The organism is Planococcus sp. CPCC 101016 (genome assembly GCF_007859295.1).
In the GTDB taxonomy this organism is placed as follows: Bacteria; Bacillota; Bacilli; order Bacillales_A; family Planococcaceae; genus Planococcus.
The window spans coordinates 2,359,634-2,380,650 of the sequence record NZ_VOHB01000002.1 but is presented as its reverse complement, the minus strand read 5'-3'; the positions used below and the strand labels follow the sequence as shown (position 1 = coordinate 2,380,650).

The window sequence follows — 21,017 nt, the reverse complement described above, 5'->3', positions numbered from 1 at the left end:
AATAGATGGCTAATGAATTGATTCAGCATAAATTGGCAGTACTGCCTGATCAACCGGGCTGTTATTTGATGAAGGACCGCCAAAATACCATTATTTATGTGGGCAAGGCAAAAGTTCTTAAAAATCGGGTGCGTTCGTATTTTACGGGCAGCCATGATGCAAAAACGCAGCGCTTGGTCAATGAAATCGAGGATTTCGAATACATTGTCACGTCTTCTGACAAAGAAGCCTTGATTCTGGAATTGAATTTGATCAAAAAATACGATCCGAAATACAATATCATGCTGAAGGATGATAAAAGCTATCCATACTTAAAAATTACAGGAGAGCGTCATCCCAAGCTCATCACGACCCGTCAGGTGAAGAAGGATAAAGGCAAGTATTTCGGTCCTTATCCAAATGCCTACGCAGCAGCGGAAACAAAAAAACTGCTCGACCGTTTGTACCCACTGCGCAAATGCCACAAGATGCCCGACCGGGTTTGCTTGTACTACCATTTAGGGCAGTGCCTGGCACCTTGTGTGAAGCCTGTAGAAAAAGAGACTTATCAGGAAATGATCGATGGCATCACCAAATTTCTAAATGGCGGATTCCGTGAAGTGAAGCATGAATTGGTCGAAAAGATGTCTCAGGCAGCAGAAAATCTGGAGTTTGAACGGGCTAAGGAATACCGGGATCAAATCTCCATGATTGAAACCGTTATGGAAAAACAGAAAATGGCGATGAACGATTTCACCAATCGCGATGTGTTTGCCTATGCAGTCGACAAAGGCTGGATGTGCGTGCAAGTCTTTTTTGTGCGCCAAGGTAAACTGATTGAACGCGACGTGTCGCTGTTCCCGTTATACCGTGATCCGGAAGAAGAGTTTTTAACTTACCTGGGTCAGTTCTATGAAAAAGCAAATCACGTAAAACCAAATGAAATCCTGCTTCCGGAAGCTGACGATCCAGAGATGCTGAAAGAATGGCTGGGAGTTCGGGTGCTGGTTCCGCAGCGCGGAAAGAAAAAAGATTTGGTGGCGCTGGCGAAGAAAAATGCCGAAATTGCTATCAAAGAGAAGTTTCAGCTGCTGGAGCGCCAGGAAGAACGGACAATCGGTGCTTGTGTAGACCTCGGCGAAGCGATGAATATCCAGACGCCTTTGCGTATTGAAGCGTTCGATAACTCCCACATTCAAGGAGCCGATGCCGTTTCTGCGATGATTACGTTCATTGACGGAAAACCGTCCAAAAAAGATTACCGTAAATACAAAACACGCAATGCTTCGAAGCCCGATGATTATGCAGCAATGCGTGAAGTCATTCGGCGGCGCTATTCCCGTGTCTTGAAAGATGGCTTGCCTTTGCCGGATCTGATTGTCATCGATGGAGGCAAAGGGCAAATGGAATCGGCGCGTGAAATTTTGGAAGACGAACTCGGCTTATCAATTCCGATTGCTGGTCTTGCCAAAGACGCGAAGCACCAGACATCTCAGTTATTGTATGGCTCGCCAGCTGAAATTGTTCCTTTAAAACGGACCAGTGAAGCTTTCTACTTGATGCAGCGGATCCAGGACGAGGTCCACCGTTTTGTCATCACCTTCCATCGTCAGCTGCGTGGAAAGAACTCGATTCAGTCGGCGCTCGATGGTCTTGAAGGAGTGGGGCCAAAACGCAAACAGCAGCTGCTGAAGCATTTTGGATCTGTCAAGAAAATAAAAGAAGCATCCGTAGAAGAAATAAAAGAAGCCGGAATACCGGAAGCATTGGCATTATCCATTGAGCAGCATTTTGCAGAAGATACATTGCCAAGCGAATCGTAACATGATATTGTAAGAGAATAATTGAATCACTTGGAAAAGTGATGATAGAGGCGCGAACGTTATAAGTAAGCATTCGGAGATTTGCAGAATCTGAGATGGATGGTGAAAGGGACGGTCGCCGAAGTGTGCGTGTTACTGCTGTTGCGCATGCTGGTTCTGCATTTAAGAAGTGCAGAGCTGTCAGAGTCAATCTCTGGAGGGCTATCTCACATGGACGTTTTTCGTACATGATTAAAGAGGTAGTTTGCCGCGGTTGCGGTGAGCTGCCTCTTTTTGTGTCTGGAGGTGCTGTTATGTAGCAACACCGCCAGTCATATTGAGGGCCACATACTAAATGTGGGAGTGAATGGAATGGAAACGATCGTTATGAAATTTGGAGGCACGTCTGTTGCGACTCCAGAAAAAATTATTGGAGTAGCCAAAAGGGCTATTCGTGAAAAAGAACAGGGCAAGCGAGTGGTCATTGTTGTTTCGGCAATGGGCAAGACGACGGATACGCTGCTCGGACTCGCAGGGGAGATTTCTTCTGAACCGCCAAAGCGGGAGATGGATATGCTGCTTGCAACAGGAGAGCAAGTTACCATTTCTTTGTTAGCCATGGCCTTTAAAAAACTCGGCCATGAGGCGTTATCGTTCACTGGATGGCAAGCGGGAATCGAAACAGAGTCCGTGCCGCGCAATGCCCGTATCGAACAAATCCATACCGAGCGGCTTGAACGCGTGCTGGATAACGGTTTTTTTTGTGTAGTCGCAGGTTTCCAAGGAGTGGACAAGATTGGCAATATTACCACTCTTGGGCGTGGTGGATCTGACACGACAGCTGTGGCACTTGCTGCAGCTTTAAAAGCAGAGAAATGTGAAATCTATACAGATGTCAATGGTGTCTATACATCCGATCCAAGATACGTCACAGGTGCGCGCAAGCTGGACCAGATTTCTTATGATGAAATGCTGGAGCTTGCGAATCTTGGAGCGGGCGTTCTGCATCCGCGGGCAGTCGAGTTTGCGAAGAACAACCATGTACCATTATCCGTCAGAGCAAGTTATTCAGATGAGCCTGGCACAATCATACAAGAGGTGATCACTGTGGAGAAAAACTTAATCGTCAGAGGTGTCGCGTTCGAACCGGGAATCGCGCGTGTAACTGTAACTTACAAAAAACCGTTCAACGGATCCTTGGCTAATATTTTCACGAAGCTTGCAGAAAATCAAATTGACGTGGATATCATCGTCCAAAGCATCAGCGATGAATTTCCGCCTTCAGTCTCTTTTTCCATCAATCAGGAAAGCCTTGAGGAAACACGCCGTGTCTTGACTGAAGCGCAAGAGGAGATTGGTTTCTTGTCGCTGGACGTCGAGCTTGGCTTGTCGAAGGTGTCGATTGTGGGGTCTGGCATGGTCTCCAATCCCGGTGTAGCCGCGCGGATGTTTGATATTTTAAGAAGACAAGAAATTCCGGTTAAAATGGTCAGTACCTCAGAGATCAAAATTTCAGTAGTCGTACCGGAAGCTGATATGGAAAAATCGGCGAATGCGTTACATGATTCCTACGGCCTCTCTGATATCCAGACTTCTTGAACTAAAATACCGTTTGGAAAACTGCTATTCATCCTTTAATAAAGACAGTAAGTGAAAAAATTCACAGAACGTTCAAATTCTCAATGGCAAAAACGCAACATTGTTGTAAACAGTAGAATAGTGCGATTTTGACCTGAAAAGCGATTCTCAATTAGAGAATCGCTTTTTGATATGATTCTGCTAAAACGGTTACATTCTGCGGAGTTTCTATATAGATAGAGCGTTTTTACACATAATAATGCATAGTAACTATCTCTTTAAAAGAGTCTCGTTGCCTTGACGCTCCTAAGTTCGGAAGAGTACAATAAATATGTCATATTATTGTATCATGATGGTGTGCGGCTTCAGGTGCTTTCGTAATATATCGTTTGCTTTGGACGCTGCCAATTAATGTTTTGAGGGGGGTAAAATTTTGGATAATCGTGAATTTTTAATGCGCAGGCTGCACTCATTGTTGGGGATCATTCCTATCGGTTTATTCTTGACGCAGCACTTAATCGTCAACCATTTTGCTACGCAAGGAGTAGAGGCATTCAATAATGCATCTCACTTCATGGCAAATCTTCCATTCGTCATCTTCTTGGAGATCTTTGTCATCTATTTACCGCTCATGTATCACGCGTTCTACGGTCTATACATAGCGTTTACTTCGAAGAACAACCCGGGACATTATAGCTATATGCGTAACTTGCTATTCGTTGCACAGCGCTATACAGGTGTCTTCCTAGTAGTCTTCATCGCTTGGCATGTCTTTGAAACAAGATTCCAAGTTGCGATCGGAGCAGCTGCTGAAGCTGATTTCAATATGATGGAAAACATTTTAAACAATCCATTTATGCTGGCATTCTACATCGTCGGCGTCTTGGCAGCGGTTTTCCACTTTGCAAACGGAATTTGGTCTTTCCTTGTAACTTGGGGAATTACACAATCCGAAGCATCACAGCGTAATGCAACTTATTTCACGCTTCTAGTATTTATTGTATTATCGATCATTGGTATCAGAGCATTGTTCGCATTCGTTTAAGAATGTCTCAATCATTGGTGAACTAAAAGAGGAGTGAATACTAACATGGCGAAGGGCAAAATTTCTATCGTCGGTGGTGGCCTTGCCGGCTTAATGGCAGCAATTAAAGTTGCAGAGGCAGGTTCTCCCGCTGATTTATTTTCAATCGTTCCCGTTAAACGGTCCCACTCAGTATGTGCGCAAGGCGGGATCAACGGAGCGGTTAATACAAAAGGTGAAGGGGATTCTCCGGATATCCACTTTGATGATACTGTTTATGGAGGCGACTTCCTTGCGAATCAGCGCCCTGTAAAAGCAATGGCGGATGCAGCACCAGGAATCATCCGTATGTTTGACCGTATGGGCGTTATGTTCAACCGTACGCCGGAAGGTCTTTTGGACTTCCGCCGCTTTGGTGGAACGATGTACCACAGAACAGCGTTTGCCGGCGCAACAACTGGCCAGCAATTATTGTATGCATTGGATGAGCAGGTTCGCCGCTACGAAGTAAGCGGACTGATCACAAAATACGAAGGCTGGGAATTCCTTGGTCTTGTTCTTGACGAGCAAGGTATAGCAAAAGGAACTACAGCTCAAAATATGACGACAATGGAAATCAAATCGTTCCGTGCAGATGCTGTTATTATGGCAACCGGCGGACCGGGAATCATTTTCGGGAAATCGACGAACTCGGTCATCAACACAGGTTCAGCGGCTTCCATCGTCTACCAGCAAGGCGCTTACTATGCGAACGGCGAATTTATCCAAATTCACCCGACAGCGATTCCAGGAGACGATAAACTGCGCTTGATGTCAGAATCAGCACGTGGGGAAGGCGGACGTATTTGGACTTACAAAGACGGCAAGCCTTGGTACTTCCTTGAAGAAAAGTATCCAGCTTATGGAAACCTTGTGCCGCGTGATATCGCAACACGTGAAATTTTTGATGTTTGCGTTAACCAAAAACTCGGCATTAACGGCGAGAACATGGTTTACCTGGATCTTTCACACAAAGATCCAAAAGAACTTGATATCAAATTAGGTGGAATCATCGAAATCTACGAGAAATTCACAGGTGATGACCCTCGTAAAGTACCGATGAAAATCTTCCCGGCTGTCCATTATTCAATGGGTGGATTATGGGTTGATGACCATCAGATGACAAGCATCCCTGGTGTGTTGGCAGCAGGTGAATGTGATTATTCTCAGCACGGTGGTAACCGTCTGGGCGCTAACTCATTGCTTTCAGCGATTTACGGCGGAATGGTCGCAGGACCGAACGCTTTAGAATACGTTAAAGGACTTGAAGTATTGGCGGAAGATCTGCCTTCAGCTATTTTCGAAAAAGCTGAAGCAGAAGAACAACGCAAATGGGAAGAAATTTTGGCATTGGATGGCACAGAAAACGCTTACGTTCTCCATAAAGAACTGGGCGAATGGATGACAGACAATGTAACGGTAGTACGCTACAACGATCGTTTGCAGAAGACGGATGAAAAAATCCAGGAACTGCTTGAACGTTTCAATCATATCAGCATCACCGACACTCAGCTTTGGAGCAATCAAGGTGCAATGTTCACACGTCAATTGCGAAATATGCTACATTTAGCTCGAGTGATCACAATCGGGGCACTCAACCGGAACGAAAGTCGCGGGGCTCATTACAAACCGGATTTCCCGGAACGTAATGATGAAGAATATCTGAAAACAACGATGGCTAAATTCAATGGCTATGATGCACCTATCTTCCATTACGAAGAAGTCGATACATCGTTGATTCCACCGCGTAAACGTGATTATTCAGCTAAAGCATAATATAGAAGGGAGCTAATTTACCATGGGTGAAGCAGCAAAAACGGTTATATTTGAAATCGAGCGCAGAAACTCTACGGATGAAGATTCGTATTGGGAAAAGTTCGAGTTGCCATATGTAATGAACATGAATGTCATTTCGGCATTGATGGAAATTCGTCGTAACCCTGTCAACATGGAAGGGAAGAAAACCACTCCTGTAAACTGGGATATGAACTGTCTGGAAGAGGTTTGTGGCGCATGTTCAATGATCATCAACGGCAAGGCGCGTCAATCATGTACTGCTTTGGTCGATCAATTGGAACAGCCGATCCGCCTTCAGCCGATGAAAACATTCCCTGTTGTCCGTGACCTTGTCATCGACCGCAGCCGTATGTTTGACTCGTTGAAGAAAGTCAAAGCATGGGTGCCGATCGATGGGACGCATGACCTTGGAGAAGGACCACGTATGCCTGAACGCAAACGCCAATGGGCTTACGAACTATCTAAATGTATGACGTGCGGCGTATGTCTTGAAGCATGCCCGAACGTTAACGATAAATCCGATTTCATCGGAGCTGCACCACTTTCACAAGTTCGTTTAATGAACGCTCATCCAACAGGTGCCATGAACCGCGATGCACGTTTGAACGCGATCATGGGCGAAGGCGGATTGGCAAGCTGCGGTAACTCTCAAAACTGTGTAGAATCTTGTCCAAAAGGAATTCCTTTGACAACTTCAATCGCAGCGTTGAACCGCGATACCACTGTTCAAATGTTCCGCAACTTCTTCGGAAGCGATAGAATGGTTGACTAGTATTTATTGGAAACCCCGCTGCGGCGGGGTTTTTAATTTTGTCCAGATTAGAAAATGCCTGTTCTTTAAGAAAGTTTTTGATATACTAAGAAAATGAAAAAGAATACTTGAGTCAAATTTAATTTGTAGTTGATATTCTGCAACCCACTAATATTTTGATAAGAACAATAAAATCAGTATATAAAAGTGATTTCTTTTTTATTAACGAAAGCTACTTTATCGGAGGTTTCTTATGAAAGCGAATTATATTGATGATTTTGAAGAGTGGAAGCAGGACTTTTTCTTCTCCGCTCCGGTGCAGGTCCGTTTTTCTGAAACCGATATGTTCGGGCATGTCAATAACACAGTGCCGATCGCTTATTTTGAATTCGCGCGTATTGAATTCATGAAAGAGATGGGGCTGATGCAGCGTTGGCTTAAGGAAGGGAACGAGTTGTTTCCAGTCGTAGCGGATATGCAGGTGGATTTTGTCCAGCAGGTCTTTTTCGATGAAAAATTAGATGTTCATGTCAAGATAGCGCGAGTCGGCACATCTTCTGTTGATGTCCATTACTGGACTGTCAATGAAAAAGGGGAGACATGCTTTACGGGAAGAGGGGCTATTGTCCAAATCTCAAAACAGACAGGAAAAGGGCATCCGTGGACAAAACAGGACATTGAAATGCTCCGGACAGGTCAATTGGCTGCTGCGAAAAAATAAGGGAGTTCTTGCTATATCAATAAAAAACCTTCACTATAGAAATAAGATAGGTTTTTCAAGGAGTGGTTAATTGTAATGAATGAGGATAAACAAGATATCAGCCATGATTTAGAACGTATAGCCTTTATGGAAAAGGAATTGCGTTATATTTCTGGAATCATCAAGCAAAAAGGCCGTGAAATTTTAAATTCTTACACCATTACACCGCCTCAATTCGTCGCGCTGCAATGGCTGTTTGAACATGGAGACATGACAATCGGCGATTTGTCGAATAAGATGTTCTTAGCGTTTAGCACGACAACTGATCTGGTTGACCGTATGGAGAAAAATGAACTGGTTGTCCGTATTCGCGAAGAGCAGGATCGCCGCGTCGTACGGATCAAGTTATTAAAAGAAGGCGAACGGGTTATTGAAGAAGTTATCCAGAAGCGCCAAGAATACTTGAAAACAGTATTAGCCAATTTTACTGAAGAAGAAGCAGTCCAATTTGCAGGCTTACTTGAGAAATTGCACACAAACATGAAATAGGATAGAGGCGATGACGTTGAATGCGCCAATCGGAGTAATTGATTCAGGGGTCGGCGGCCTTACCGTCGCAAAAGAAATAATGAAACTGTTGCCGAATGAGCAAATTTACTATATCGGTGATAATGCCAGATGCCCTTACGGACCACGTCCGCTTTCGGAAGTGCGGACCTATACATGGCAAATGGCCAATGCATTGATGAAAAAGAATATTAAGATGCTGGTCATCGCCTGCAATACTGCAACAGCAGCAGCGCTGTACTCCTTGCAGAAAAACTTGCCGATTCCTGTAATTGGGGTTATTTTTCCAGGGGCACGAGCAGCAATTAAATCATCAACGACGAAAAAGATCGCCGTTTTGGGTACGTTGGGAACGGTGCAGAGTGGGGCATACGAAAAAGCGATCCTGTCACTGGTTTCTTCTTCGCATGTTGTGCAGTTGGCTTGCCCTCGTTTTGTTCCCTTGGTTGAAAGTGATGAATACGAAGGCGAGTTCGCTCACCGGATCGTTCAGGACACATTGGCGACTATTGCTCATGAAGAATTCGATACGGCAATTTTGGGCTGTACGCATTACCCATTGCTGCAGGAGTTTATTGAAGAAGTTCTTGGCGATACGGTGCATGTGCTGTCGTCGGCCGAAGAAACGGCAAAAGATGTCGAGCGTTACTTGAGCTATAAAAAGCAATTTGCAGAATGGAGCCAGCCGCCGGTGCATCATTTCTATACATCGGGGTCTACGCAAATTTTTGGCTCCATCATCGAAAAATGGCTGGGTATCGATGAACCAATCATCCACTCTATACGATTCCACAAAACCTGATGGCTCACAGCCGTCAGGTTTTTGTCGTTGTCAGCGAAATATGGTAAGCTATTTGAGCATATACAAGGAGGATTTTTATGACACGCATAGATAATAGACAAACAAACGAACTGCGTCCCGTATCAGTGGACGTCGACTACTTGATTCATCCAGAAGGTTCGGTATTGATCACAGTCGGACAGACGAAAGTCATCTGTACGGCAACCATTGAAGACAGAGTGCCCGGTTTCCTGCGGGGCCAGGGCAAGGGTTGGATTACTGCAGAATACTCCATGCTGCCACGCGCTACGAATAGCCGGAACCGCCGCGAAGCATCAGCCGGTAAAATCGGAGGACGCACCATGGAGATCCAGCGCTTAATCGGACGTGCACTACGCGCAGTAGTTGACCTGGAGAAGCTGGGTGAGCGGACATTATGGATTGATTGCGACGTTATCCAGGCAGATGGCGGAACGCGTACAGCGTCCATTACAGGTGCATTTATCGCGATGACAATGGCCATCGGAAAATTGGATTTGCCGGCATTCCCGGTCACCGACTTTCTTGCTGCAACAAGTGTCGGCATAACAGCTGAAAACGGACCCATTCTTGATTTGAATTATATCGAGGATTCAAGTGCGGAAGTGGATATGAACTTGGTGATGACAGGCGCAGGGCATTTTGTGGAATTGCAGGGCACAGGAGAAGAATCCACTTTCACTCGTGCTCAGTTGAACGAATTGCTGGACCTTGGAGAAGCAGGAATCAGCCAATTGATCGCGATGCAGCGTAAAGCGCTGGGCGACATTGCCGGGCGAATTGGTGAAAAGGTGACTGCAGAACGATGAAAAGAATAGTGATTGCGACTCAAAACAAAGGCAAAGCCAAGGATTTTGAAACGATGCTGTCGCCATTGGGCTATGAAGTGTTGACGCTGCTCGATGTAGCGCAGGACATGGACGTGGAAGAAACCGGAGTGACATTTGAAGAAAATGCTATCCTGAAAGCCGAAACAGTATCAAAAGAGTTAGGCATTCCAGTCATTTCAGACGATAGCGGCCTGGAAATCGACGCGTTAAATGGCGAGCCGGGTGTCTACTCAGCCCGCTATGCAGGCGCTGACAAGAGCGATGAAGCGAATATGAATAAAGTGCTTGATAAATTGGACGGCGTACCGAACAGTGAGCGCACAGCCCGTTTTCGCTGTGTTCTGGCAGTGGCAGCTCCAGGGCAGAAGACTGAAACCTTTTCCGGTTCATGTGAAGGGATGATTCTTCATGAGCGCCGTGGAGACCGTGGTTTTGGCTACGATCCTATCTTTTTTGTTCCGGCTCAGGATAAAGCGATGGCTGAGCTTGAACCTCATGAAAAAGCAGCGATTTCGCATCGCGGCAATGCGCTGCGCCAGCTCAATAAAAGCATGCCTGCGTGGCTAACTGAACAAAACTAACAAGTTCATTATTATTTTTAATATTTTTTTAAAATAGCATTGACTTTTCTTAAAATCATTCCTATAATTAAAATTGTCTTTCGTTAGAAAAGCGAAGCCACCCGCAACAGCAGGTGCCACTGTCTGGACTTCAAGAAAGCTTTGGTCTCAGTAGCTCAGCTGGATAGAGCAACGCCCTTCTAAGGCGTCGGTCGGGGGTTCGAATCCCTCCTGGGACATTATAGGAATGTACATAGTACAAAGAGAAACCTCTCCATCGTTCAGTGAACGGTGGAGAGGTTTTTTTTTCTAAATCTGGTTTCGATTAATGAAGTCGGCGTCTTGCCCAAGCGTCTTAGCATAATAAAAATCAATCTGGAACTAAATCTTTTTTGGTTCGTACTATAAGAGGGAGGTGTTCGAATGCCGACATGTAAGAGTTGTGGAATCCGGTGGAGCTGGAAGCAAACGATGAAGGCTTCTTGGAAGTTCAGCGGAGCCATGAATTGTCCACATTGCCAAAGCAGTCAGTATGCAACACCCAAATCAAAACAGCGCATGACATACATAAACTGGCTGGTATTATTGCCATTGCCTTTTTCAACAATCTGGGATATTCCCCTGTCCTATACAATCATGATGATGTCGAGTTTAATTATTGTCGACCTGTCCTTAATTCCTAAAATGATAGAGCTGAGCAATGAGCAGAAACCACTGTGGTAAAGAGAGATTATTATTGCGGGAATAAGGTTTTTATTTTCGGCCAAACGGGAATATGTTATGATTATGAGATACAAAAGAGGTGGTAGGATGCGAAAGAAATACAGGGATTTAAAGCGCAAAGGGAATGTAATTGTCTTTCCGACGACAGTAAACCGCTTGCTGGCAGAAGGGATGACGTTTCTTAAAGAAGAAAAGTACGAAGATGCCCGTGATAGCCTGTATCAGGTGCTTTCTTACGAGCCTGAACACGCAGCTGCATTAGGTGGCTATACCTATTGCCTATATGAACTTGGTGAATTCGAAGAAGCCTTGGAAGTATGCCGCGAATTGTTGAATGTCGGTCCGATCCATTACCTGGAAACCATGGAGTTATACATAAGTATTTTGATGCAAGTCCGTGAATTTGAAGAAGCGGAAAAAATGATCGAAGTTTTAATAGAAGAAAAAGTGCTGCCCGAAGAACGGCTGGAGCAGTTTCACCAACTGCGGGAGCTAAACGAGCGGATTGTTGCCAACACTGCGACTGAAAAAGTGGATGCATCACTTTATGCAATCGAACCATTTTTGGCATTGCACCCTGCTGAGCAGGAACAGCTGATTCTGGATTTGCCGACCACGTCCTATCAGGCGATAAAAAAGAAGTTGTTGGCAATTATTGAACATCCGGAAGCTGATTTATTGACGAAGACATACATATTGTTCATGTTGTATCAGGAAAAAATTGAAGCGGAAGTGGCAGTTCAGAAATTCAATTATAAAGGAACCTTCCATATCAGCGAATTGCCAGACCCAGTAAACAATAGCCGGATCAGAAGCATTATGGCGATTATGGAAGATGCGCTAGCGAAAGACCCAACGCGGCTTGAATTGGTAAAAGAACTGTTTGAACGCCATATATACTTGCTGTATCCGTTCATTTGGGACGATTACAAAGAAGCGGAAGTGGCTCAAGGGTATATGGATTATACAGAAGGACTGTTCAGCGGACTGACTTCATTCGATGAAGATGAGAAGCTGCTGGAGCTGATCCAGCAGGCTGAACTGTGGTTCGAGATGAGGAATGGGTAGAAATAGTTGAACCTGACTCTATGTGTGCTATAATATTGAAGTTGTCAAAATTCGTATAAAACGTAAAATGACTTTGTAGAAAATGTTTGGAGGGCTTATAATATGTCAGCAAAATGGGAAAAACAAGAAGGTAACACAGGGATTCTTACAATCGAAGTTCCTGCAGAAGAAGTAAACGCAGGTCTTGATAAAGCGTTTAAGAAAGTTGTAAAAGAAATTAACGTACCAGGCTTCCGTAAAGGGAAAATGCCTCGTCAAATGTTCGAAAAACGTTTTGGCGTTGAATCACTTTACCAGGACGCATTGGATTTCATCCTGCCTGACGCTTACGCGAATGCAGTTGAAGAAGCAGGAATCAACCCAGTTGACCGTCCTGAAATCGACATTGAAACGATCGAAAAGAACCAGCCGCTAGTATTTACAGCGAAAGTGATTGTAAAACCTGAAGTTGAGCTTGGCGAATACAAAGGTCTTGAAGCATCAAAACCTGATACTGAAGTGACTGACGAAGATATCGAAAACCAGTTGAAAGAAAACCAGGAGCGTTTGGCTGAGTTGACTGTTAAAGAAGACGAAGCGATCGTTGAAGGCGATACAGCTGTTATCGATTTTGAAGGATTTGTAGATGGAGAAGCATTTGAAGGCGGACAAGGCAGTGACTACTCCCTTGAAATCGGTTCAAACTCATTTATCCCAGGATTCGAAGAGCAGTTGGTTGGCGTAAAAACTGGAGAAGAAAAAGACGTAGAAGTCACTTTCCCAGAAGAATACCACGCTGCTGAACTTGCAGGAAAAGCTGCAACGTTCAAAGTGAAAGTAAACGAAGTTAAAGGCAAAGAACTTCCAGAGTTGAACGACGAGCTGGCTAAAGAAATTGATCCAGAAGTTGAAAGCTTGGATGCACTACGCACGAAAATGAAAGAAAGCTTGATCGCTGAGAAAAAATCTGCTGCTGATGCTAAGCTTCGCGACGAATTGGTTCAAAAAGCGGCTGAAAACGCAACAATCGATATTCCTCATGCAATGATCCATACTGAAATGGACCGTATGATGAGTGATTTCGAACAGCGCTTGACTCAACAGGGTATGAACCTTGAGTTGTACTTCCAGTTCTCAGGCCAAGACGAAGCTGCACTTCGTGAGCAAATGCACGGTGATGCTGAAACACGCGTACGCGTTTCATTGACACTTGAGGCAATTGCTGAAGCTGAAAACATGCAAGTAACTTCAGAAGACATCGACAAAGAGCTAGAAAAAATGGCTGGTCAATTCAACATGGACATTGAACAGATCAAAACAGCTCTAGGTGGAACTGAAATGCTTGAAAATGATATCCGCATGCAGAATACAGTCGAGTTCCTAGTGGACAACGCTAAAATCTCTGAATAACACATAAGCAATAAATATAGAATAGGCGAACAAGGTGCGGAGACGCACCTTGTTTTCCGCTACATAGAACACTGAATTCATACATCCACAGCCGCAAAATTGACTGTGAATCTAAATAGTTGCTACAATTACGATAATCTTGTAAGATAATGGCTTGAATAGGGGTGAATACATTGTTCAAATTCAATGACGAGAAAGAGCATTTAAAATGTTCGTTTTGTGGCAAACCACAAGAGCAGGTTCGTAAACTGGTCGCAGGACCGGGTGTTTATATTTGTGACGAATGTATTGAGCTTTGTACGGAAATCGTAGAAGAAGAGCTTGGTACAGATGAAGAAGTAGAATTCAAAGAAGTGCCTAAGCCAAAAGAAATTCTGGATATTTTGAATGGCTATGTAATCGGTCAGGAAAAAGCGAAGAAGTCACTGGCTGTAGCAGTATATAATCACTATAAACGCGTCAATTCCAACAGTAAGATTGATGATGTTGAGTTGTCGAAATCCAATATTGTATTAATCGGACCAACAGGGAGCGGTAAAACCTTACTGGCTCAAACTTTGGCCCGTATTCTGAACGTGCCGTTTGCGATTGCAGATGCAACTTCATTGACGGAAGCCGGCTATGTCGGCGAAGACGTGGAGAACATTCTATTGAAGCTGATCCAAGCTGCAGATTATGATGTTGAGCGCGCAGAAAAAGGAATCATTTATATCGATGAAATCGATAAAGTGGCTCGCAAATCCGAAAACCCATCGATTACACGCGATGTTTCTGGTGAAGGTGTACAACAGGCCCTTCTGAAAATTTTGGAAGGCACAACCGCGAGCGTACCCCCACAAGGCGGACGCAAGCATCCTCATCAGGAATTTATCCAAATCGATACGACGAACGTCTTGTTCATCGTAGGTGGCGCTTTTGACGGAGTGGATCAAATCATCAAACGCCGTCTGGGCAATAAAATCATCGGTTTCGGTGCAGACCCGAACAAAGAAGAGCTTGATGATAAATCATTGCTCAGCCAGTTGATTCCTGAAGATCTATTGAAATTTGGTTTGATTCCAGAGTTCATCGGCCGTTTGCCGGTATTGGCAAGCCTTGAGCAATTGGATGAAAAAGCATTGGTCGAAATTTTGACTGAGCCTAAAAATGCATTGATCAAGCAGTATCAGAAAATGATGGAGCTTGATGGCGTTAAATTGACTTTCGAACCTGGTGCACTTGTTGAAATTGCAAAACTTGCGATTGAACGCAAAACCGGTGCCCGTGGACTCCGTTCAATTATCGAGAACATCATGCTTGAAGTGATGTTTGATCTTCCTTCACGTGAAGATATCGTTGAATGTGTCATTACTAAAGAAACTGTTGCGGATAGCGTACAGCCTAAACTTATCTTGGAAGATGGCTCCGTGTACGTTAACGACAATAACGAGAAAACATCCGCATAATGACTGGAACATGACCCAGTGGAACTTTCTCGCTGAGTGCTAAGTGAACCAATCAAAAAGGATGATACGGGCTGACTCTTGATCGTGCGCATCCGCGCGTTCTGAGTTAGTCCGTTTTTGTTAGAAAAGCAGAAGCAGCCATTTAGCTCCGACAGGGGTAAGACGATCCGGTGAAGTGGCGTGTTTTCAGCCGCATAGCCGGAGTGGCTTACACTCAGGGAGCTGGCTGCTGCAGCTGGACAAAGAAAAGCGAAAGCATTTATTAAGGCTCGACAGCCCAAATGCTTCAGATTCACGTTGAAAATATTCCCGGAGGTGACTTTTCACATGGCTAAGAAAAAAGTTACAAAACGCGTGCCATTATTACCGTTACGAGGCTTGCTCGTATTTCCGACAATGGTGCTGCATATAGATGTCGGCCGTGAACGTTCTGTGGCTGCATTGGAACAGGCCTTGCTTGAAGACAATATCGTCTTTTTGGCGACTCAAAAAGATATGAGCACTGAACAGCCTGAAAAAGACGACCTTCATAAAATCGGTACTTTGGCTTATGTTAAACAAATGCTAAAGTTACCGAACGGCACGATTCGTGTATTGGTTGAAGGTTTAGAACGCGGACAAATGAAAAATTACGAAGAAGCAGACAACTTTACGGTTGTTGAAGTGACATCTTTCCCTGACGAGACCGAAAGAGACGCAGAACAAGATGCCTTGATGCGTTTACTCCTAGAGCATTTTGAGAACTATGCAAAGAGTTCCAAAAAAGTGACGACGGAAACCTACAATACCGTAGCGGACATTGAAGAGCCGGGCCGTTTAGCGGATATGGTCGCTTCTCATCTCTCTATGAAAGTAGCTGCTAAACAGGAAGTGCTGGAAACTTTCGATATCAGTAAACGATTAGAATTGTTGATAACGCGTCTGCACAGCGAACAGGAAGTAGTGGATCTGGAAAAACGGATCAATCTACGTGTGAAAAAAGCGATGGAGCAAACCCAGAAAGAATTTTACTTGCGCGAGCAGATGAAAGCCATTCAAACTGAACTTGGTGATAAAGACGGCAAATCAGCTGAAGTAGTCGACTTGAAAAAGCGGATTGAAGAAGCAGATATGCCGGAATCCACTCAAAAAGTAGCTTTGAAAGAACTCGATCGTTATGAAAAACTGCCTTCTGCAGCAGCAGAAAGCGGCATTATCCGTAATTACATCGAATGGCTTGTGACAATTCCTTGGTCGGAGGCAACAGAAGATCGTCTGGATATCAAATACGCTGAAGAAGTATTGGACCGTGACCACGACGGACTGGAGAGCGTCAAAGAACGTGTCCTTGAGTATTTGGCTGTTCAACAGATGACCAATTCTTTGCGCGGTCCAATTCTTTGTCTAGTAGGCCCTCCAGGTGTCGGTAAAACCTCTTTGGCAAAATCGATTGCTGAATCATTGGATCGCAATTTCGTCCGTGTATCACTTGGCGGCGTCCGTGATGAATCGGAAATACGCGGTCATCGCCGGACTTATGTCGGTGCAATGCCAGGGCGTATCATACAAGGGATGAAAAAAGCTGGAACTGTAAATCCGGTATTCCTATTGGATGAAATTGATAAGATGTCGAATGATTTCCGCGGTGATCCGTCTTCAGCGATGCTGGAAGTATTGGATCCGGAGCAGAATAATTCATTCAGTGACCATTATGTAGAAGAAACTTATGATCTTTCGAATGTTCTTTTCATTGCGACAGCCAATGACCTCGGATCGATTCCGGGGCCGTTGCGTGACCGCATGGAAGTCATTTCGATTGCCGGCTACACGGAAGCCGAAAAACAGATGATCGCAAAAAACCACTTAGCACCGAAACAATTGAAGGAACATGGCCTGACGGAAGAGCAGCTGCAGTTTGAAGACGAAGCGTTGCTCAATATCGTCCGCTACTATACGCGTGAAGCCGGTGTCCGTGGACTGGAACGCCAAATTGCATCGATTTGCCGCAAAGTGACCAAGCAAATCATCTCAAAAGAAAAAGAGCAAGTGAATGTCGGCTCAGAAGAAGTCGAGTCTTACCTTGGAAAACGTAAATTCCGTTATGGCATGGCAGAAACAGAAAATCAGATCGGCGTCGCAACTGGCCTTGCCTACACAACTGTTGGAGGCGATACGCTTCAAATCGAAGTTTCCCTGTCTGCAGGAAAAGGCAAATTGCAATTGACTGGTAAACTGGGTGACGTCATGAAGGAATCTGCACAGACGGCTTTATCATTCGTCCGGGCCCGAGCAGAATCTTTAGGCATAGATCCGAATTTCCACGAATCGCATGATATTCATATCCACGTTCCCGAAGGTGCTGTTCCAAAAGACGGTCCTTCAGCAGGGATCACCATTGCCACAGCGTTGGTTTCCGCTTTAACGAAACGTCCGATTCGCCGTGAAGTCGGTATGACTGGTGAAATCACGCTTCGTGGACGCGTTCTGCCAATCGGCGGCATCAAAGAAAAAACCTTGAGTGCCCACCGTGCGGGTCTCAAAACCATCATCCTGCCGATTGATAACGAGCGGGATCTGGAAGATATCCCAGAAACAATCCGCGAAGAACTGACCTTTAAATTGGTCTCTCAAGCAGACGAGGCATTGGAAATTGCCTTGGAAGGAGAAAATGAATGAAGGTTAATAATGTAGAACTAGTAATCAGTGCCGTCCGTCCGGATCAGTATCCGGAGGATGGCCTCCCGGAATTCGCTTTAGCAGGGCGGTCAAACGTCGGCAAATCGTCTTTCATCAACAAAATGATCGGGCGTAAAAGCATGGCGCGCATTTCATCAAAACCCGGCAAGACACAAACTTTGAACTTCTATAAAATTGAAGAAAAACTGTTCTATGTCGATGTTCCAGGATACGGCTATGCTAAAGTGTCGAAGAGCGAACGTGAAGCATGGGGCAAAATGATTGAACGTTATATCACGGACCGCGAGCCATTGCGCGCAGTCATTCAAATCGTCGATTTGCGCCATCCACCGAGCAAAGATGATGTGGCGATGTATGACTTCATGAAGCATTTTGAAATTCCTTGCATCATCATCGCTACCAAAGCGGATAAAATTCCAAAAGGAAAATGGGACAAGCACAAGAAAATTGTCCGCACCACCTTGGACATGGACAAATCCGATCCATTGATTGTTTTCTCATCCGAAACCGGACTGGGGAAAGACGAAGCATGGCAAGAAATCGAAAGCAGAATGTAAAGAAATCAAAGCGCAGCCTTCGGGTTGTGCTTTTTTTATTGACGAAAAAACTTATTGCTTATGTATTTCCTCGTTCTAAAAAATTTGTAACAGCGAGCGCTGGAAAGGAAAGCAGCCCTTTAGGCTCCTTGCTTATTCTGTTCTCTCGGAATCTCGAGGAGAAAGAGGTTTGACTACTGATAAGAAAGCGTCCGTGTGAAACGATTTCTTCAACCTTTATTTAGATAAGTTAACAGTCAATTCCGACTAAGAGCGTTATACTTGTAGACGTGAAACTCCTTTGCTAGTATTAGTTTATAATAATTATAATTAAGCGTTATATTCATGCCTTGTTCACAAATTCGAGAGCATAATAAACCATAAAAGTGGTATACTTAATACAGATGAAATATTGAACGTGAAAGGTGTTTTGTACCCATGCATACATTAGTAGTTGGGGTTAATTATCGCTCTGCACCCGTGGAGATTCGTGAAAAGCTGTCATTTATTGAAAATGAGCTGCCACAGGCGATGCAGGCGTTGAAAGAACAAAAAAGCATATTAGAGAACGTCATAGTTTCCACCTGTAACCGGACGGAAATCTATGCGGTCGTGGATCAGCTTCACACGGGCAAGTATTATGTGAAGCAGTTTCTTGCTGATTATTTTGGTCTGCCGCAAGAGGCGATTTCCCAATATTTATTTGTTCATGAGCAGGATGAAGCGGTTGAACACTTATTCCGTGTAACGGCTGGCATCGATTCGATGGTCTTAGGCGAAACTCAGATTCTGGGGCAAGTAAAAAACAGTTTTCTTGCAGGCCAGGCACACGGAACCACAGGTACAGTATTCAACCAGTTATTCAAACAGGCCGTGACATTGGCAAAAAAAGCGCATTCTGAGACAGCTATTGGCGAAAACGCGGTTTCTGTGTCGTACGCAGCGGTTGAACTTGGCAAGAAGATTTTTGGCACGCTAAAAAACAAGCATGTCGTAATTTTAGGTGCCGGAAAAATGGGCGAATTGGCGATTAAGAACCTTCAAGGAAGCGGTGCTGACCGCATAACTGTCATCAACCGGACGTTTGAGAAGGCTGAACTATTAGCTGACAAATTCGGCGGCAATGCAAAACCATTGAACCAATTGCAATGTGCTTTGCTTGAAGCGGATATCCTGATTTCCTCAACAGGATCGACAGACTTTGTCATCGACCTTGAATTGATGCAGTTTGTCGAAAAGATCCGTAAAGGCAAGCCGTTATTCATGGTAGATATTGCGGTTCCGCGTGATATGGATCCACGCATCGGCGATTTGCCGAATGTCTTCTTGTACGACATTGATGATATGCAAGGAATTGTGGAAGCCAATTTGGCAGAGCGCGAACGCGCAGCTGGCCAAATCATGACCATGATCGATCAGGAAGCACAGCATTTCAACGAATGGCTGACAACACTTGGTGTGGTTCCGGTTATTTCTGCGCTTCGCCAAAAAGCACTTGGCATACAGGCCGAGACAATGGCAAGCATTGAAAACAAAATGCCGGATCTGACTGAACGTGAAAAGAAAATCCTCAACAAGCATACCAAATCGATTATCAATCAATTGCTGAAAGATCCGATTTTGCAGGCGAAGGAAATGGGCGGCGCGCCTAAATCCCGCGAGCAGTTGGAGTTGTTCATGCAAATCTTCGGAATCGAAGAGGAAGTCGAAATCGAAATAGAAAAACAGTCGAAAGCACCGCAAAAGAAAACGGATAAAGCCGTTCTTAACACCCAAAAATCAACAACTGAAACTCCCGGATATTCATTTTAAGCTTTCTCAAAGAGGCGTTTTCGAATCTATATGTTAAAATGTAGATACGGAGCGCCTTTAACTATGGAAACGAAGGGGAATGGGATGGCTGATGTAACAATGGCAAGGCTGCACGAAGCTATGGTTATTCTATATGCTGTCAGCCTTGTTTTTTATTTTATAGACTACTTATATAAAGAAAAGAAAGCCAGCCGGATTGCTATGACGCTGCTCGGGATAGTGTGGGTATTGCAGACAATCTTCCTGGGGCTGTATATTTTTGAGACTCAGCGATTTCCGATATTGACCTTGTTCGAGGGCATATATTTCTACGCCTGGCTGCTGGTGACATTGTCGATCGTTTTGAGGATTTTTTACCGGTTTGATTTTGCTGTGTTTTTCATCAATATCATTGGATTTATCTTCATGACGATCCATACTTTTGCTCCGGTTCAGATCGAGCGGTCGCCAGTCGGAGAAGCACTTGTCTCGGAGCTGCTGTTTATTCATATCAGTTTTGCAATTTTATCTTATGTGGCTTTCTCCTTGTCATTTGTCTTTTCCGCTCTTCATATGATTTTGTACAGAATGCTGAAGCAAAAGAAAATGACGAAACAATGGGCAAATCTGCCGTCGCTTGGCCAAACGCAGCAATTCATGACGATTTCAATTTTGGTCGGTATTTCCTTGCTGTTCGTGTCACTGGTACTGGGTCTGCAATGGGCATATATTTCGCTCGCTGAATTTTCGCTGCTCGACATGAAGATTGTCGGATCGTTCATTTTGTTGGTCGTCTACAGCTTCGTGCTTTGGTGGCACCGTAAAGGCTCATTGAATGGCATGAATTACGCATTGGCCCATATGTATGCATTTTTATTGCTGCTGATTAATTTCTTTTTAGGCAGCCGTTTATCTGAATTTCATTTTTGGTATTAAAGAAAG

18 protein-coding genes, 1 tRNA gene and 1 riboswitch are annotated in these 21,017 nt (G+C 44.5%); all 19 genes read left to right on the top strand.

Going from position 1 to position 21,017, the window contains the following annotated elements; translation table 11 throughout:
• Positions 1-5 precede the first annotated feature (5 nt).
• Positions 6-1,802, top strand: coding sequence for an excinuclease ABC subunit UvrC (gene uvrC / locus FQV26_RS11345; protein ID WP_146557581.1), 1,797 nt, complete (start codon positions 6-8; stop codon positions 1,800-1,802).
• Between the two features lie 37 nt (positions 1,803-1,839).
• A riboswitch (Lysine riboswitch) is annotated at positions 1,840-2,014 on the top strand.
• 139 nt (positions 2,015-2,153) lie between these two features.
• Entirely contained in the window at positions 2,154-3,380 is a 1,227-nt protein-coding gene (locus FQV26_RS11340) for an aspartate kinase (protein WP_146557580.1), read from the top strand.
• 409 nt (positions 3,381-3,789) lie between these two features.
• Entirely contained in the window at positions 3,790-4,404 is a 615-nt protein-coding gene (locus FQV26_RS11335; RefSeq protein WP_146557579.1) for a succinate dehydrogenase cytochrome b558 subunit, read from the top strand.
• 45 nt (positions 4,405-4,449) lie between these two features.
• A complete protein-coding gene (gene sdhA, locus FQV26_RS11330) occupies positions 4,450-6,198 on the top strand; it encodes a succinate dehydrogenase flavoprotein subunit (RefSeq protein WP_146557578.1) in 1,749 nt (582 codons plus the stop codon).
• Positions 6,199-6,220: 22 nt separating this feature from the next.
• Positions 6,221-6,991 carry a succinate dehydrogenase iron-sulfur subunit gene (sdhB, locus tag FQV26_RS11325; RefSeq protein WP_146557577.1) on the top strand — a complete coding sequence of 257 codons (771 nt, stop codon included), beginning with the start codon at positions 6,221-6,223 and terminating at the stop codon, positions 6,989-6,991.
• Between the two features lie 232 nt (positions 6,992-7,223).
• Positions 7,224-7,691 (top strand): acyl-CoA thioesterase, encoded by a 468-nt coding sequence (locus FQV26_RS11320; RefSeq protein WP_146557576.1) that lies wholly within the window; start codon positions 7,224-7,226, stop codon positions 7,689-7,691.
• Between the two features lie 75 nt (positions 7,692-7,766).
• The gene (locus FQV26_RS11315; protein ID WP_146557575.1) at positions 7,767-8,219 is read left to right on the top strand and encodes a MarR family winged helix-turn-helix transcriptional regulator; all 453 of its coding nucleotides are present in this window, start codon (positions 7,767-7,769) and stop codon (positions 8,217-8,219) included.
• A 16-nt stretch (positions 8,220-8,235) separates the two neighbouring features.
• On the top strand, positions 8,236-9,039 hold the full coding sequence (gene racE / locus FQV26_RS11310) for a glutamate racemase (RefSeq protein ID WP_146557810.1): 804 nt from the start codon (positions 8,236-8,238) through the stop codon (positions 9,037-9,039).
• Between the two features lie 77 nt (positions 9,040-9,116).
• On the top strand, positions 9,117-9,866 hold the full coding sequence (gene rph, locus FQV26_RS11305; RefSeq protein WP_146557574.1) for a ribonuclease PH: 750 nt from the start codon (positions 9,117-9,119) through the stop codon (positions 9,864-9,866).
• Positions 9,863-10,468, top strand: coding sequence for an XTP/dITP diphosphatase (locus tag FQV26_RS11300; protein WP_146557573.1), 606 nt, complete (start codon positions 9,863-9,865; stop codon positions 10,466-10,468). The genes rph and FQV26_RS11300 overlap by 4 nt, the downstream gene beginning before the upstream one ends.
• 144 nt (positions 10,469-10,612) lie before the next feature.
• Positions 10,613-10,686 (top strand) — tRNA-Arg (locus FQV26_RS11295).
• Between the two features lie 184 nt (positions 10,687-10,870).
• Positions 10,871-11,170, top strand: a complete 300-nt coding sequence (locus FQV26_RS11290) for a TIGR04104 family putative zinc finger protein (protein WP_146557572.1) — start codon at positions 10,871-10,873, stop codon at positions 11,168-11,170.
• 87 nt (positions 11,171-11,257) lie between these two features.
• The gene (locus FQV26_RS11285) at positions 11,258-12,238 is read left to right on the top strand and encodes a tetratricopeptide repeat protein (protein WP_146557571.1); all 981 of its coding nucleotides are present in this window, start codon (positions 11,258-11,260) and stop codon (positions 12,236-12,238) included.
• Positions 12,239-12,340: 102 nt separating this feature from the next.
• Entirely contained in the window at positions 12,341-13,627 is a 1,287-nt protein-coding gene (gene tig / locus FQV26_RS11280; RefSeq protein ID WP_146557570.1) for a trigger factor, read from the top strand.
• Positions 13,628-13,800: 173 nt separating this feature from the next.
• Complete coding sequence (gene clpX, locus FQV26_RS11275; protein ID WP_146557569.1) at positions 13,801-15,072, top strand: ATP-dependent protease ATP-binding subunit ClpX; 1,272 nt, start codon at positions 13,801-13,803, stop codon at positions 15,070-15,072.
• A gap of 327 nt (positions 15,073-15,399) precedes the next feature.
• On the top strand, positions 15,400-17,727 hold the full coding sequence (lon, locus tag FQV26_RS11270) for an endopeptidase La (protein ID WP_146557568.1): 2,328 nt from the start codon (positions 15,400-15,402) through the stop codon (positions 17,725-17,727).
• Positions 17,724-18,305 carry a ribosome biogenesis GTP-binding protein YihA/YsxC gene (gene yihA / locus FQV26_RS11265; protein ID WP_142827692.1) on the top strand — a complete coding sequence of 194 codons (582 nt, stop codon included), beginning with the start codon at positions 17,724-17,726 and terminating at the stop codon, positions 18,303-18,305. Before lon ends, yihA begins: the two co-directional genes overlap by 4 nt.
• A gap of 417 nt (positions 18,306-18,722) precedes the next feature.
• Positions 18,723-20,096 carry a glutamyl-tRNA reductase gene (gene hemA / locus FQV26_RS11260; protein ID WP_146557567.1) on the top strand — a complete coding sequence of 458 codons (1,374 nt, stop codon included), beginning with the start codon at positions 18,723-18,725 and terminating at the stop codon, positions 20,094-20,096.
• Between the two features lie 84 nt (positions 20,097-20,180).
• Complete coding sequence (gene ccsA, locus FQV26_RS11255; RefSeq protein WP_146557566.1) at positions 20,181-21,011, top strand: cytochrome c biogenesis protein CcsA; 831 nt, start codon at positions 20,181-20,183, stop codon at positions 21,009-21,011.
• Positions 21,012-21,017 lie beyond the last annotated feature (6 nt).